Origin of the sequence: Kribbella sp. VKM Ac-2566 (assembly GCF_004366005.1) — a bacterium.
Classification (GTDB): domain Bacteria; phylum Actinomycetota; class Actinomycetes; order Propionibacteriales; family Kribbellaceae; genus Kribbella; species Kribbella pratensis.
This window is the reverse complement of record NZ_SODT01000011.1, coordinates 619,913-633,681: the sequence shown is the minus strand read 5'-3', so window position 1 is coordinate 633,681 and position 13,769 is coordinate 619,913. Positions and strand designations below refer to the sequence as shown.

16 protein-coding genes are annotated in these 13,769 nt (G+C 67.8%); 12 read left to right on the top strand and 4 right to left on the bottom strand.

Translation table 11 applies throughout. The features are described 5' to 3' along the window. Positions 1–15: 15 nt before the first annotated feature. Together EV647_RS25840 and EV647_RS25835 are read right to left on the bottom strand one after the other, a co-directional pair. The gene (locus EV647_RS25840) at positions 16–771 is read right to left on the bottom strand and encodes a transcriptional regulator (RefSeq protein WP_134007127.1); all 756 of its coding nucleotides are present in this window, start codon (positions 769–771) and stop codon (positions 16–18) included. A gap of 132 nt (positions 772–903) precedes the next feature. After that, on the bottom strand, positions 904–1,251 hold the full coding sequence (locus EV647_RS25835; RefSeq protein WP_134007125.1) for a hypothetical protein: 348 nt from the start codon (positions 1,249–1,251) through the stop codon (positions 904–906). A gap of 166 nt (positions 1,252–1,417) precedes the next feature. Between EV647_RS25835 and EV647_RS25830 the strand changes: the two genes are divergently transcribed. From EV647_RS25830 to ligD, 3 genes are read left to right on the top strand one after another with little or no spacing between them, the layout of a single operon-like run. Further along, positions 1,418–2,551 (top strand): helix-turn-helix domain-containing protein, encoded by a 1,134-nt coding sequence (locus tag EV647_RS25830; protein WP_238177390.1) that lies wholly within the window; start codon positions 1,418–1,420, stop codon positions 2,549–2,551. A gap of 13 nt (positions 2,552–2,564) precedes the next feature. After that, positions 2,565–3,710, top strand: a complete 1,146-nt coding sequence (locus tag EV647_RS25825; protein WP_134007121.1) for a branched-chain amino acid aminotransferase — start codon at positions 2,565–2,567, stop codon at positions 3,708–3,710. Between the two features lie 35 nt (positions 3,711–3,745). Beyond that, entirely contained in the window at positions 3,746–4,717 is a 972-nt protein-coding gene (gene ligD / locus EV647_RS25820) for a non-homologous end-joining DNA ligase (protein ID WP_134007119.1), read from the top strand. Between the two features lie 238 nt (positions 4,718–4,955). Here ligD and EV647_RS25815 read toward each other — a convergent pair whose 3' ends face one another. Then, a complete protein-coding gene (locus EV647_RS25815) occupies positions 4,956–5,558 on the bottom strand; it encodes a TetR/AcrR family transcriptional regulator (protein ID WP_202876311.1) in 603 nt (200 codons plus the stop codon). Positions 5,559–5,641: 83 nt separating this feature from the next. Here EV647_RS25815 and EV647_RS25810 point away from each other — a divergent pair, with 83 nt between their 5' ends. Together EV647_RS25810 and EV647_RS25805 are read left to right on the top strand one after the other, a co-directional pair. Beyond that, on the top strand, positions 5,642–6,988 hold the full coding sequence (locus EV647_RS25810) for an FAD-dependent monooxygenase (protein WP_134007117.1): 1,347 nt from the start codon (positions 5,642–5,644) through the stop codon (positions 6,986–6,988). Positions 6,989–6,998: 10 nt separating this feature from the next. Beyond that, complete coding sequence (locus tag EV647_RS25805; RefSeq protein WP_134007115.1) at positions 6,999–7,628, top strand: nucleoside/nucleotide kinase family protein; 630 nt, start codon at positions 6,999–7,001, stop codon at positions 7,626–7,628. Here the strand turns inward: EV647_RS25805 and EV647_RS25800 are convergent. Next, positions 7,615–8,367 (bottom strand): TetR/AcrR family transcriptional regulator, encoded by a 753-nt coding sequence (locus EV647_RS25800; RefSeq protein ID WP_238177389.1) that lies wholly within the window; start codon positions 8,365–8,367, stop codon positions 7,615–7,617. The two genes, EV647_RS25805 and EV647_RS25800, sit on opposite strands and share 14 nt — an antisense overlap. Positions 8,368–8,448: 81 nt before the next feature. Between EV647_RS25800 and EV647_RS25795 the strand changes: the two genes are divergently transcribed. From EV647_RS25795 to EV647_RS25765, 7 genes are all read left to right on the top strand, one after another. Further along, the gene (locus EV647_RS25795; protein ID WP_134007113.1) at positions 8,449–9,348 is read left to right on the top strand and encodes an ATP-binding cassette domain-containing protein; all 900 of its coding nucleotides are present in this window, start codon (positions 8,449–8,451) and stop codon (positions 9,346–9,348) included. Positions 9,349–9,358: 10 nt separating this feature from the next. Continuing rightward, the gene (locus EV647_RS25790; RefSeq protein ID WP_134007111.1) at positions 9,359–10,132 is read left to right on the top strand and encodes an ABC transporter permease; all 774 of its coding nucleotides are present in this window, start codon (positions 9,359–9,361) and stop codon (positions 10,130–10,132) included. 232 nt (positions 10,133–10,364) lie between these two features. Then, positions 10,365–10,562: a hypothetical protein gene (locus EV647_RS25785; protein ID WP_134007109.1), complete on the top strand. Its 198-nt coding sequence runs from the start codon at positions 10,365–10,367 to the stop codon at positions 10,560–10,562. Positions 10,563–10,647: 85 nt separating this feature from the next. Next, positions 10,648–11,622 (top strand): proline racemase family protein, encoded by a 975-nt coding sequence (locus tag EV647_RS25780; protein ID WP_134007107.1) that lies wholly within the window; start codon positions 10,648–10,650, stop codon positions 11,620–11,622. A gap of 48 nt (positions 11,623–11,670) precedes the next feature. Further along, positions 11,671–11,994, top strand: coding sequence for a putative quinol monooxygenase (locus EV647_RS25775; RefSeq protein WP_134007105.1), 324 nt, complete (start codon positions 11,671–11,673; stop codon positions 11,992–11,994). Further along, a complete protein-coding gene (locus tag EV647_RS25770; protein ID WP_134007103.1) occupies positions 11,991–12,746 on the top strand; it encodes an endonuclease/exonuclease/phosphatase family protein in 756 nt (251 codons plus the stop codon). The genes EV647_RS25775 and EV647_RS25770 overlap by 4 nt, the downstream gene beginning before the upstream one ends. 53 nt (positions 12,747–12,799) lie before the next feature. After that, a complete protein-coding gene (locus EV647_RS25765) occupies positions 12,800–13,585 on the top strand; it encodes a GNAT family N-acetyltransferase (RefSeq protein ID WP_134007101.1) in 786 nt (261 codons plus the stop codon). Positions 13,586–13,769 lie beyond the last annotated feature (184 nt).

Here is a 13,769-nt window from a genome sequence, read left to right as displayed (position 1 = left end):
GATCCAGTCAGGGCCTTAGATCCAGCGGCGGCGGGCGGCCTGGACGCCCGCCTGGAACCGGGTCTGCGCGCCGAGGGCATCCATCAGCGCGCGGACCCGGCGCTGGGTCGTCCGGGGACTGATCCGCAGCCGCCGGCTGATCATGTCGTCGGTGGCTCCGCCGGCCAGCAGCATCAGGATGTCGCGGTCCGGCGCCCGCAACTCCGCCACGTCGCCGTTGGCCTCCAGCTCAGGCATCGGTACGGCCAGTCCCCACAACATCTCGAACATCGCGATCAGCCCGTCGAGCAGACCGGACGACCTGATCAGAAGGTGGGACTCGGCGGGCGCCCGCTTCGTCAGTGCGACCAACGCCATGGTGTCGTCTCCGAGCACCATCTTCATCGGCATCTGCGGCAGCACCCGGCTCACCTCACCGGCTGCCCGCAGCTCCGGCAGCACCGCCATGACCTCCTCGGACTCGAACACCTCGAACCCGTAGATCGCCCGGTACACCAGCCCGTCCGCCAGCCGGTCCAGCTCGAGCTTCTGCTGCGACGCGGGCGGCGTCGAGTACGGCGGCCGATCCAGCGCCCGGACCTGCACCTGGCAACTGCGCTGCATCTCCTCGTACGTCCGCAGCAGTGTGTGCCCGTCCTCGATCAGCTCGACCTGGTTGCCCTCCAGAACCGGCTTCCCCCGAGCCTCCCGCAACTCGTCCGCCACTACCCGCAGCCGAGCCACCTGAGCATCCAGTTCGTCCAGCGGATCCACCACCGCACCGTCCGCCACCAGCACCACCCCTCACCAACCCGACCCAAACCCCCTCACACTAAACCGCGTCAAGTAACTCCTGGCACCGATGTCTCACGCTCGGCTAGGGTGCGTCTCCCAATCCCACGCCGTCGGATTGGGAGACGTGCCCTAGGGACCGCAGTCGAGGCAGGGCCACGGGCGGCCGCAGCGTGAGCAGAGGCCGTCAGGAGCCGGTGCCGGCAGCCAGACCGTCTTCTCCTGCGGCTCGGGAGGTGGTGCGGCCGGCCGGACCGGCGGCGGGTCGAGCCAGTGCAGCCGGGTGTCGCCGTCGGCGGCGTGAACCGCCAGCAGTGCCTCGATGTCGTCCCAGGTCGAGGTGCTCGCCCAGCGGCCGAGCCACCTGAGCGCGACGGCACCATCGGACCACTCCGCACCTTCCGCGAGCATCCGGGAACCAGGGGCGGCGATGGGCCGGACCAGACGGAAGAGGCGAGCCTGTCGCTTCAGCGTGTTCACCTGCTCAGGGTCGCCCAGAACGCAGTGCGCACAACAGGTGTGGGCTGTGGGCTGTGGGAACAGCCCACAGCCCACATGCCCTTGTTTTCCACGGTTTTTGTCGGCGAGGGCTTGTAGCTTGTCCGGCACGCACCACATGAGCTCGAAGCGCGAACGGGGTGGTCCTGTGACCGAGACATCGATTGGGACATCGTTCGGCCCGTTGCTGCGGCAGTGCAGGCAGGCGGCCGGGCTGAGCCTGCGCCAACTCGCAGCACGGGTCGGGTACGACCACAGCTATCTGTCGCAGGTGGAGCGCGGGCAGCGGCCCGGCTCTGCGGACTTGGCCCGGCTCTGCGACCGGGAGCTCGGCACTGACGGCCGCCTGGCTGCCACCTTCGAGCGAAGGCCCGCCCGCGCAGGTCAGCTCCGGCCGGAGGCCGACCCGTTGGAGACGGCGTGGCGAGGGCTGGTCGCGACGCTCGATGCCGGCGGACCGGTGCCCGACGACTACCGCAGTGTTCCACCGGCCTGCCTGCTACCGGAGCTGGTGAGGCAGCTGCACGGCGCTGATGGAGTAGAGGCAGCCGAGCTGAGCATGCTGATCGCCGAGACCCTCGCCAGGCTGGGTGAGCGAAGCACTGCCAGGCGCTGGTGGTGGGCCGCACGCGCGGCCGCGGACAGCGTCGGCGAGGGCCCGCTGCCGGCGCTGGTACGCGCCAAGGAAGCAATTACCGGTCTGGCCGAGCGACGCCCGTTGGCACAGCTGCTCGAGCTCGCGGACGAGTCGGTTGCGCTGGACCTGCAGGCGCCGGGCGCGGCAGGCTGCGTGCCGCGGACAGCGCGGGCGCTCGTCCTCGCCGAGCTCGGACGCACCCAGGACGCGCAGCGCGCATTGCAGGAGCTGATCGGTATCGGCGACGAGCTCCTGCGCACCACTCCACAGGCCCAGCCGTACCAGTTGCACTGGGCCGAAGGACGGGTCTGCACCCTGCTGGGGTACGGCGTGCCCGGCTGTGTCCTGCTGGAGCGCGCCAGGGAGCTCTGCCCGGAGAGCTGGACCGGCGAGCGTGCACAACTCGACCTGTGCCTGGCCGAGTGCCTAGTGGTCGCGGGCGAGGTCGCAGCCGGCCTGGCCACGGCACTCCGGGTCCTGGTCGAGCTGCCGGACGAGTGGCACGACTACTTGGTGTACGACGCTGCCGATCGAGTGCTGCACGTCGTACAAGCAGAGCCCGGTGCAGCCGAGCTAAGGCGACTGCTGGCGCGATCGGCGTACCGGAGTGGCCGGAGTGTGGGCGGCGGGTCGAGCTGGAGGTGAGAGCAGGGGTAGCGTGCGGCGAGTGACAGGTGAACAGCGGGCAACGGTAGTGGCAGATGCGTGGGACTTCGCGGTCGAACTGCGCAGCGATCCGGCCAGTGCGGAGGCTCGGGCGGCCGTGCTTGCCGATCCGGCCTTCGGACAGTCGTTCACGGACCACATGGTCGTTGCGAACTGGTCGGTGGACCGCGGCTGGCACGACTCGAAGGTCACGGCGTACGCACCGCTGTCACTCAGCCCGGCGGCCGCTGTCTTCCACTACTCGCAGGAGATCTTCGAGGGCCTGAAGGCGTACCGGCACGCCGACGGCTCGGTGTGGGCCTTCCGGCCCGACCGGAACGCCGCTCGGTTCACCGCGAGTGCGGAGCGGCTTGCGTTGCCGCAGGTGCCGGAGGACGAGTTCGTCGCGGCCCTGCGTGCACTGGTGACCGTTGACGAGGCGTGGGTGCCGTCGGCCGAGGACGGCGAGACCAGCCTGTATCTCCGCCCGTACATGATCGCCACCGAGGCCGCGCTGAGCGTCAGGCCCGCGCACGAGGTGCTGTTCGGCGTGATCGCCTCCCCCGCCGGCCCGTACTTCGACACCGGCCCCAAGCCGGTGTCCATCTGGCTCACGACCTCCACCATCCGTGCGACGCCCGGTGGGACCGGAGCGGCCAAGTGCGGCGGCAACTACGCGTCCAGCCTCGCCGGCCTGGCCGAGGCGGTTGCGAACGGCTGCGAACAGGTCGCGTTCGTCGACGCGGTCGAGCACAAGTGGCTCGAGGAGATCGGCAGCATGAACATGTTCTTCGTGTACGCCGACGGCCGGATCGCGACACCCGAGCTGAACGGCTCGATCCTCGAAGGCGTCACCCGCGCGTCCGTGCTCGAGCTCGCCGCCGACCTGGGCCACCCGGTCGAAGAGCGCCGCATCTCCGCCGACGAATGCAAGGACGGCATCCGCTCCGGGGAGATCACCGAGGTCTTCGCCTCCGGCACCGCCGCCGTCATCACGCCCATCGGCCGCCTCGCCTGGCCCGACGGCGACCTCACCATCGGCGACCACACCGTCAACCACGGCGTGGGTCCGGTCACCGCCAAGATCCGCACCACCCTCCTCGACCTCCAGTACGGCCGCACCCCCGACACCCGCGGCTGGCTCACCCGCCTGGCCTGATGCCGTTTGTCCCCGGCGCCGGTTAGGTTGGCGTCATGGCCCAGTCCAAGGCGAAGTCTCCGGCGATCGAGCTGGAGGTGGGTGAGCGGACCGTTCGGATCTCCAATCCGGAGCGGGTGTACTTTCCTGCGCGCGGGGAGACCAAGCTGGATCTGGTGAAGTACTACCTGTCCGTCGGGGACGGCATCGTCAACGCGCTGCGGGAGCGGCCCTGCATGTTGCACCGGTTCCCGGAGGGTGTCGCGGGCGAGAAGGTGCATCAGAAGCGGCTGCCGCACGGAGCGCCGCCGTGGATGGAGACCGTGCGGGTGAAGTTCCCGCGGTACAACCGGACCGCGGATGAGCTGTGCGTCACCGAGGTCGCCCACGTCGCCTGGGCGGTGCAGATGTCGACGGTCGAGTTCCATCCGTGGAACTCGCGGCGCGCCGACACCGAGAAGCCCGACGAGTGGCGGATCGACCTCGACCCGATGCCCGACTGCCCGTTCGACCGGGTACGTCGGGTCGCGCACACCGTCCACGAAATACTCGACGAGCTCGGTGCGGTCGGCTACCCGAAGACCTCCGGCGGATCGGGCATCCACATCTACGTCCGGGTCGAGCCGGCGTACGGCTTCTCCGACGTACGGCGGGCCGCGCTGGCGTTCGCACGTGAGGTGGAGCGGCGTGCGCCCGAGGATGTGACGACGACGTGGTGGCGCAAGGATCGCGACCCTCGATTGGTCTTCGTGGATTTCAACCAGAACGCCCGCGACCACACGATCGCGGCCGCCTACTCGGTCCGCGGCAACCCGGAAGGCACGGTCTCGACCCCGATCCGCTGGGACGAGATCGACGACGTGAACCCGAAGGACTTCACGATCGCCACCGTCCCCGCCCGCTACGCCGAACTGGGCGATCTGCACGCGACCATCGACGACAACGTCTACTCGCTCGCCACGTTGATGGAGTGGGCCGAGCGCGACGAACGCGAAGGCGCCGAGGAACCACCTCCGCCCGAGGACTAGCAGCCGGCGGATCGCCACAGCTGGCGGACCGCCCGTTCGGTGTGCGGATCTGCGCCACTCATCAAGCCTCGCCTGAGGGCCGTTGTCACGCGTCGGCCTGCGGGCGAACACCCGATCGGACGACCTTGGTGAGTGGCTCAGGTCCGCATCTCCAGGCCATCACAATCGCATCGAGCTGCCAGCTCCACGCCGGACGAGGCTGACGACCGCTCGATTGTGATGGCGTGGGCGTCCGCCTCTACCCCGCCAGCCCGTGGTGCAGGAGGTTGGTGAGGGTGTCGATTGCGTCGTCGTCGGAGATCGTTCGGCCGTTGGACGGGTTGACGACGAGCCAGGTGTAGGCGAAGCCCTCCATCAGCGCGTTCATGGCGGAGATCGTGACCAGCGGATCGGCCGGCGGGTTCGGCAGGTGTGCGAAGTGCTCGACCATGTGCTGGTCGTCGTCAGCCATGATCTGCTGCAGCCGCCGCCCCAGCTCCGGGTCCGCCATCGCGGCCTGCTTCACCGCGATCATCTCCGGCAGATGCGCCTGGTAGAACCGCCAGAACGCCGCGACATGCCAGCGGATCGCCGACCGTTTACTGAAGTCGGCGTCGTGCCCGGCGTCGTCGACGACCGCCTCGTCCGCTGCCGCGAGCATGTCGCGAAGCAGCGCCTCGAGCAGCTCTTCCTTGCTCGCGAAGTGGTTGTAGAACGATCCCGTCGCGCGGCCCGCGGCCGCGGTGATGTCGGTGATCTTCGTGTTCAGGTACCCGCGCTCGGCGAAGACGTCGCGCGCGGCCTGCTTCAGCGCCAGCTCGGTCCCGGCCGCCCGCTGCCGGCGGCTCACCGTGTCCGTCACGAGTACCTCCTTGACAGCGAACCCTAGTCCCGGACAAACTGAATCTGAATTCAGTGAATCATGATTCAGCCAAGGAGACCACCATGAACGTCCTGATCGCGGGTGCCGGACCGACCGGCTTGACCCTCGGTATCGAGCTGGCCCGGCGCGGCATCGCGGTCCGGGTGATCGACAAGGCGACCGAGTTCTTCAACGGATCGCGCGGCGACGGCCTGCAGCCGCGGACCCTCGAGGTGTTCGAGGACCTCGGCGTACTGGACGAGGTACTGCAGCATGGCCGCCAGGTCCCGCTGATGAAGATCTATGTCGGCGGCCGGCTCGTCGACGAGCGCCGGATGGCCGACCCGGTCGAGCCCACACCTGACATCCCGTATCCGAACGGCCACATGCTCAGCCAGTCCCGCACCGAGAAGATCCTGCGCGACAAGCTCGCGGAGTACGGCGTGGGCGTCGAACTGGCGACCGCGATCGTCGGCTTCACCCAGACCGCGGATGCGGTGACCGCCGAACTGTCGACCGGCGAGACGCTGGCCGTCGACTACCTGGTCGGGGCTGACGGCGGGAGAAGTTTCGTCCGCAAGCACCTGGGCGTCCCCTTCGAAGGGACGACCGACGAGTCGATCCGCATGCTGCTCGGGGACGTCGCGGCCGACGGACTCGACCACGAGGTGGGCTACTGGTTCGGCGCCGCGGACAATCCGATGTCCGGCATCGCGATGACTCCGCTGTCCGGCGGCGATCAGTTCCAGTTCGGCGCTCCACTCGACGGCGAGGACGCGGACACTTCGCTCGAAGCACTGCAGGAGCTGGTCGACAAGTTCGCCGGCCCGGGTACGGCGAAGCTCCGCGACCTCACCTGGTCGACGGTGTGGCGTCCGAACGTGCGGCTCGCCGCGAAGTTCCGGGTCGGCCGGGTCTTCATCGCCGGCGATGCCGCCCACGTGCACCCGCCGACCGGCGGTCAGGGGCTGAACACCGGCGTCCAGGACGCGTACAACCTCGGCTGGAAGCTGGCCGACGGACGTGAAGAGGTACTGGCGACGTACGAGACCGAACGCCGCACGAACGCCGCGCGGGTGCTCGGTATCAGTCAGGACCTGATGCAGAAGCACGTCGACGGCGACGAGTCGGCACTGGAGCGCGGCGAGAACACCCGCCAGCTGGACATCACGTACCGCGACCCGGCAGACACCCGGCCCCTGGTCTCCGGGGACCGCGCCCCCGACGCTCCACTCACAGATGCCGAGGGCAACAAAGTGCGTCTGTTCGAGCTCCTCCGCGGTCCGCACGAGACCCTGCTGCGGTTCGCCCCCACCACGGCGTCGCCCCACCCGCACGCAGTCGACATCACCTCACCCGAAGCGTTCGCGATCTACCACGCCCAGCCGGGCGACGAGATCCTGATCCGCCCGGACGGCTACCTCGCTTAGGATCCTGGACGTGCAGATCTTGGACCCAGCCGCCGCCTATGACCGTGCCGTCGAACTGGCGACGCGGGGGCGGCGGCAGATTCTGGGGATCACCGGGGCGCCGGCGGCGGGCAAGTCGACGTACGCCGAGCAACTCGCCGCGAAGCTGACTGCCGACGGACACAAGGTCGCGCTCGTACCGATGGACGGCTACCACCTCGCCCAATCGGTTCTGGAAGCTGAAGGACTGGCCGATGTGAAGGGCGCACCGCGCACCTTCGACGGCTACGGCTTCGTCGCGCTCCTCAAGCGGTTGAAGGAATCACCCGACGAGCAGATCTGGGCGCCGCGCTTCGACCGCAGCATCGAGGACTCGATCGCGGCGAGCATCGGCGTCGCGGCCGAGGTCACGCTCGTCCTGACGGAAGGCAACTACCTGCTGCTGGACGAGCCGCCCTGGTCGACGGTCCGCGATCTGCTCGACCAGTGCTGGTACGTCGAAGTACCCGAGGACCTGCGCCACGAACGGCTGGAAGCCCGGCACCGCCTCTTCGGGAGATCACCCGAGGAGGCACACGAACGCACCTACGGGTCGGACGAACGCAACGCGCAGCTGATCGCCGCCAGCGCCCCGGCGGCGGACACGATCATCCACCCTTGACGCCGACCCGGTCGATGAACGCGGCGACCCCGTCGAGGTAGAGCTGCAGACCGAAAGCGAAGTCGGCGTCGCTGTCCTCCTCGAAGCTGGTGTCCATCGCGAAGACACCCGCGGCGATCACCTTCGCCACCGACGGGTACACCCGCGGATCCACGACCCGCGCGAGTATCGCGCCGTACTGCTGGAAGGCCGCCGGATTCTCGTCGAAGCCCGCGGCGAGATCGAACGCGACCCGCACCTCTCCCTGGACGTAGGTGATCAGGCCCATCACCACGCCGACTTTCGCCTCCTCCGCCAACCCCGTGTCCTCGAGCGCGCTGAGTGCAAGGTCGAACCAGGCCAGGTTGTTCGGCCCCGCCGGCGGACCTGAGATCGGGACCTTCGCGTACCACCTGTGCTTACGGATCGCGGTCAGGACGCCGTTCGCCCAGAACGTCAGACCGGTGCGCCAGTCGACGCCATCGGGCAGCGGTTCGGGACGTTCGAGAGCGGCGTCGGACATGAGGACGAACAGGTCGTCCTTGCTCTTCACGTGCCGGTAGAGCGCCATCGTGGAATTGCCGAGCCGCTCCGCGACCCGCGCCATCGAGACGGCGCCGAGATCGCCGTCCTCGTCGGCGATCGCGATCGCCGCCGCGACGATGTCGTCGAGCGTCAGCGACGGTTTCGGCCCGCGCCGCGGCGTCTCCCGCAGTCGCCACATCAGCGCGACGTCGGCCGGCAGCTCGTTGTTCTCCACCGGGTCAGTTTAGGGCTTGCCGGCCCATACTGCGTACCTGCTACGCTATTTAGCGTATTCGATACGCAGTAAGGAGGGGCGATGATCGTCGAGGCGACCGGCTTGCGGAAGTCGTACGGCGCGACCGACGTACTGACCGGGGTCCACCTGAGCGTCGCGGAGGGGTCGGTGCTCGCGTTGCTGGGCCCGAACGGCGCCGGCAAGACCACCACGGTGCGGATCCTGACCACGCTGACCCGCCCGGATTCCGGTACGGCGACCATCGCGGGGTACGACGTACTCCGCGAAGCGGCCCAGGTCCGCGGCGTGATCAGCCTGACCGGGCAGTACGCCGCGGTCGACGAGAACCAGACCGGGCGGGAGAACCTGGTGATGGTCGGCCGGTTGATGCACCTCGGCCGGCGTACTGCGCAGCGGCGAACCGGTGAGCTGCTCGAGCAGTTCGGGCTCACCGACGCGATGGACCGGCGGGTGAAGACGTACTCCGGCGGCATGCGGCGCAAGCTCGACCTGGCGATGAGCCTGATCGCGCGACCGCGGGTGATCTTCCTGGACGAGCCGACGACGGGGCTCGATCCGGCCAGCCGTTCGGCCATGTGGGACGCGATCGTCGAGCTGGTCCGCGACGGTACGACGATCCTGCTCACCACGCAGTACCTGGAGGAAGCCGACCGGCTGGCCGACCGGATCGTGCTGCTCGACCAGGGACGCATCGTGGCCAGTGGTACTGCGGACGCGTTGAAGACCCAGATAGGTGGCGAACGGATCGAGCTGCGCTTCACCGACGAGGTGCAGCTGCTGAAAGCGGCCGGCGTACTGAGCGGTGTGGTCGACCAGCTGGTGCTGAACGTTCCGTCGGACGGTACGGCGGCGCACCTGCACCAGGTCCTCGACGTACTGCGTGACAACGGGCTGACGCCGGAGCGGGTCTCGTCCCACCGGCCCACCCTCGATGACGTGTTCCTAGCACTGACCGCCTGAGAGGTTGCTGATGTCACACCAGGGAGTCATCGCCGCCTGCTCGGACGCAGTGACCATGATCGACCGCAGTGTGCGGCTGGCGCGGCGCAACGTCGACACGTTGTTCGTGTCGCTGCTGCTGCCGTTGCTGATGATGGCACTGTTCGTCTACGTGTTCGGCGGCGCGATCAACACGGGGACGGAGTACGTGAACTACGTCGTACCGGGGATCCTGCTGCTCACCACCGGGTACGGCGCCTCGTCGACGGCGATGGTGGTCGCTGACGACATGCACAGCGGGATGATCGACCGCCTGCGCTCGCTGCCCATCCACAGCTTCGCCGTACTGACCGGGCATGTGGTCGCAAGCGTCGCGCGCAACGCGACGTCGACGGCGATCGTCATCCTCGCCTCGCTCGCCATGGGGTTCCGCCCCGAGGGCGGGGCCGTCGACTGGCTGGCAGCGATCGGTCTGCTGTTGCTGTACGTCGTCGCGCTGTCCTGGCTCGCGGCGGGGCTCGGCGTGATCGCGAAGTCGGTGGAGTCGGCCAGCACGCTCAGCTTCTTCATGCTGTTCCTGCCGTACCTGAGCAGCGCGTTCGTGCAGCCGGAGTCGATGCCGTCGTGGTTGCGGCCGATCAGCGAGCACCAGCCGATCACACCGGTGATCGAGACCGTCCGCAGCCTGCTGATCGGAACGCCGATGGAGAGCAACGGCCGGGTCGCACTCGCCTGGTGTTGTGGTCTACTCCTGTTCTCAGTCGTACTGGCGACTTCGCTGTATCGGAGACGGTCGAACCGCTGAACGCGCTTCTGATGCCGTTCGGCGAAAACTGCTGAGCGTGACCCCTTGGTCGAGTTAACGTCAAGGTCCCCCCCAACGTGTGGTGGTCCCACTCCCCCCGGGACCCACACGGACGAGCGCCCCGGTCATCGATCGGGGCGCTTTGTTTTCCCGATTTTTCTTTCGAGGTCGTGTCGAATCCGGCCCCTCTGGTCCGACGTATCAGTAAGAGCGACCAAAGGAGAGGGTCAGAATGAACATCACCACCGACGTCCGGAACATGATCGTCACCATGCTGGCCGAGGGGAGCCCGGTCTGGTACGTGGCAGGCATGGTCAAGATGAGCAACCACGACGTCTACCTGGTCGGCCGCGAGGCCGGCTACCCGGACAAGGCCAAACTGCGCCGAGCCGTCTGGGCCGCCCGGAACCGCGTACTGCAAGCCGCCTGACCCGAATCCGTTCAGGCCGCTCGAACCGCCGCCTGCCCCGTGCTATCGGGGCGGCCGGCGGTTTTGTCTGTTTAGGGTGGGATGCGTGGACGACGTCAGTGTTGTGGACTATCACACGGCCGGGGAGCCGTTCCGGATCGTGACCTCGGTCGAGATCCCGGGAACCTCCGTGGCGGACCGCCGGGTCGTGGCGCAGTCGTCCGAGGCGATCGACGCCGTACGGCGGTTGCTGGTGAACGAGCCGCGTGGTCATGCGGACATGTACGGCGGGTTCGTCGTACCGGGGGATGACGACGGCGCCGACTTCGGCGTGGTGTTCTGGCACAAGGACGGGTACTCGACCGCGTGCGGGCACGGGACGATCGCGCTCGCGACCTGGGCGGTCGAAAGCGGTCTGGTCCAGGTGGCTGCTGATGGCGAGACGGATGTTGTCATCGACGTACCGTCGGGGCGGGTGGTCGCGCGGGTCAGTTGCGCCGGTGGTTCGGTGGTGAGCGTTGCCTTCCGCAACGTTCCGTCGTACGTGCTGAGCCGTGGCGTGCAGGTGCCGACGGCGCGCGGGGAGGTGTTGGCGGACATCAGCTACGGCGGGGCGTTCTACGCGTCCGTCCTCGCCTCGTCAGTCGGTCTGTCGGTGACGCCGGCGTGTTACGCGGACCTGATCGCGATCGGCCGCGAGATCAAGTGGGCCTTGGACGCGGTCGCCGTACATCCTCACGATCCTCGCTTGAGCGGTCTCTACGGAACAATCCTGTACGACGATCTCGGGCCGGCGCACCAGCGCAACCTTGCGGTGTTCGCCGACGGTGAGGCCGACCGCTCCCCCTGCGGCTCAGGTACGTCAGCACGCCTGGCCCTGCTGTACAACGAAGGACGCCTGCGCACGGGTGAGGTCCTGCGCCACGACTCCATCGTCGGTACGACGTTCCTCGGCCGTGTCGTCGAGGAGACCCCGGAGGGCGTCATCACCGAAATCACGGGCACCGCCTACCGGACCGGCACGGCGACGTTCACCCTGGATCCACGCGACGCCCTCGGCACCGGGTTCACCCTTCGCTGATCTCAGATTGCGACCGCCGTCGCTGCGGTGACGGCTAGGTTTGTCCTCATGATCTTCATCACCGCGAAGTTCCGCGTGAAGCCCGAGCACGCCGACAACTGGCCGACCATCACCGCCGACTTCACCACCGCAACCCGCGCCGAACCTGGCTGCCTGTGGTTCGACTGGTCTCGCTCCGTCGACGACGTGAACGAGTACGTCCTCGTAGAAGCCTTCGCCGACGACGACGCCGCCACCCACCACGTCACCTCCGACCACTTCAAGGCCGCCCAGCAACACCTCCCACCCCACCTGGTCGAAACCCCCCGCATCGTCAACTTCAAACTCCCCCAAAACACCTGGTCCGAACTCGGCGAACTCGCCGTCAAGTGACTCGTTTGACAGTCGCTTCCCTCAACACCCGCGGCGTCCCACTCTTCAGCTCCGACCTACGCTCCCGTTACACCGCGATCGCCAAGGCCTTCGAGACGTCCGACACAGACGTGGTCAACCTGCAGGAGGTGTTCACCTACTACCACCTGCGCCTATTGCGCACGTCGATGCCGTCGTACCGCGCCAGCTTCCGCCCATCTGCGGCCGGCCCGGCAGGGGGCCTGGTGACGTTCTCGCGCCACCCCGTCACAGGCAACACCTACAAGCGTTTCCCGACTCCTCCGGTCGCTGAAATCAGAGCCTTGCCACGCATGACTCGCCTGACCGCATCGCTCCAGGGCATGCTGCGCACAGGCCTCCCGGGCATCACAATCCTCAACACCCACCTCTCGGCCAACCGCGACGGGGACTGGTCTCCAACAAGCCGCTACCACGGGCTCCAACAGACCCAGTTGACGACGCTGGCGCAGTACGCCGGAACCGTTGAAGAGCCGGCGGTCCTCACCGGCGACTTCAACATCGCCCGCGACAGCTCGCTGTACCGCGACTTCCTCGGCAACTCCCGCCTGACCGACGCCTTCGGCGACGACTGCCCACCGACCTTCCACCAGGCCTATCTCCCTCCGGACAGGCCCCCGCACTGCATCGACTTCGTTCTACTCTCCGGTCCGAAGCTGACGGTCGAATCCGCCCACCTCGACGACAGCCACCCCAGTGACCACCTCGGCCTAACCGTCCGTCTGCTGATCTAAAAGGCGCGGGACGTCCGGAATATCCTGACGCTCTCTCACGAAGGGGCTTCAGGATGAACGGACAGGTTGTCTGGGATGCCGCGGTGATCGGCTGGCGCCGGTTGGCGGAGCTGCCGTCGGCCGACGGGGTATTCACCTGGGAACAGCACGGCGACGCCGACTGCTTCTGGTGGACCGGTCGGCCCGGCAAGATCGCGCATCAACTGTTCCTGAGTGCGCCGTCGAGCGAGGCAATGACCCGGTCGATTCGCCTGGCCCTGGGCTCACCGACCCCTCAGGACGGCTGCGACCTCTCCCTCCGCGTCCTCGATCGCCCGGATCTCGCGGCAGCACTCGACGAACGCCACCCGACGTCCACCAACACCGCGCCCTTGATGCTCTGCGATCTCGCCAACCGCCCGCCGTCATCACCCTCAGAGTTCACCACCGTAATCATCAGCACTTCTGAGGAACGAGCCCGACTACTCCGCATGGTCGGAGGCGTGTACGGCGACCCAGACGGTCTCACCGGCTTCTTCCACGGCACGGGCGCCGCCGACATCGTCGGAGCCTTCGACGGCGACACCCTCGTGGCGTCAGCAACCGTCATCACTGCCGGAGACACAGCCAACCTCTGGTCAGTCGCCACACCCCAAGAGGAACGCGGCCGAGGCGCAGCATCAGCGGTAGTAGCAGCCGCCCTGGACCACGCAGCCGCCACGGGCTGTACCCAAGCAGGCCTCGGCACCTCAGACGAACTCGTCCCCTGGTACACCCGCTTCGGCTTCACCAAGGTCGCCCGCGAACGCACCGCAACCCTAAGCAATCCCGTGCGAGCCGAGTACGGGCCGACCGCCTAGCTCACCGATCAACCTATCCGAGGGACTGGGGACACCCGCTGGAGCCTGCGAACAGGCTATGTCCTGTCCCCAGTCCCCGGCGCCTGTTCCCAGTTAACGCCTCGCTCTTCGCCGCGCGGCTTCGCCGAACAGGGTTTGACACGGCGGGTAGCAGCTGTCACATTCCTGCAGTGCACCCAGGGTA

Excerpts from the sequence above, each read along its gene's own strand:
- ligD (WP_134007119.1), top strand. The coding sequence starts at position 3,746 with ATGGCCCAGTCCAAGGCGAAGTCTCCGGCGATCGAGCTGGAGGTGGGT.
- EV647_RS25810 (WP_134007117.1), top strand. The coding sequence starts at position 5,642 with ATGAACGTCCTGATCGCGGGTGCCGGACCGACCGGCTTGACCCTCGGT.
- EV647_RS25795 (WP_134007113.1), top strand. The coding sequence starts at position 8,449 with ATGATCGTCGAGGCGACCGGCTTGCGGAAGTCGTACGGCGCGACCGAC.
- EV647_RS25790 (WP_134007111.1), top strand. The coding sequence starts at position 9,359 with ATGTCACACCAGGGAGTCATCGCCGCCTGCTCGGACGCAGTGACCATG.
- EV647_RS25785 (WP_134007109.1), top strand. The coding sequence starts at position 10,365 with ATGAACATCACCACCGACGTCCGGAACATGATCGTCACCATGCTGGCC.
- EV647_RS25775 (WP_134007105.1), top strand. The coding sequence starts at position 11,671 with ATGATCTTCATCACCGCGAAGTTCCGCGTGAAGCCCGAGCACGCCGAC.
- EV647_RS25765 (WP_134007101.1), top strand. The coding sequence starts at position 12,800 with ATGAACGGACAGGTTGTCTGGGATGCCGCGGTGATCGGCTGGCGCCGG.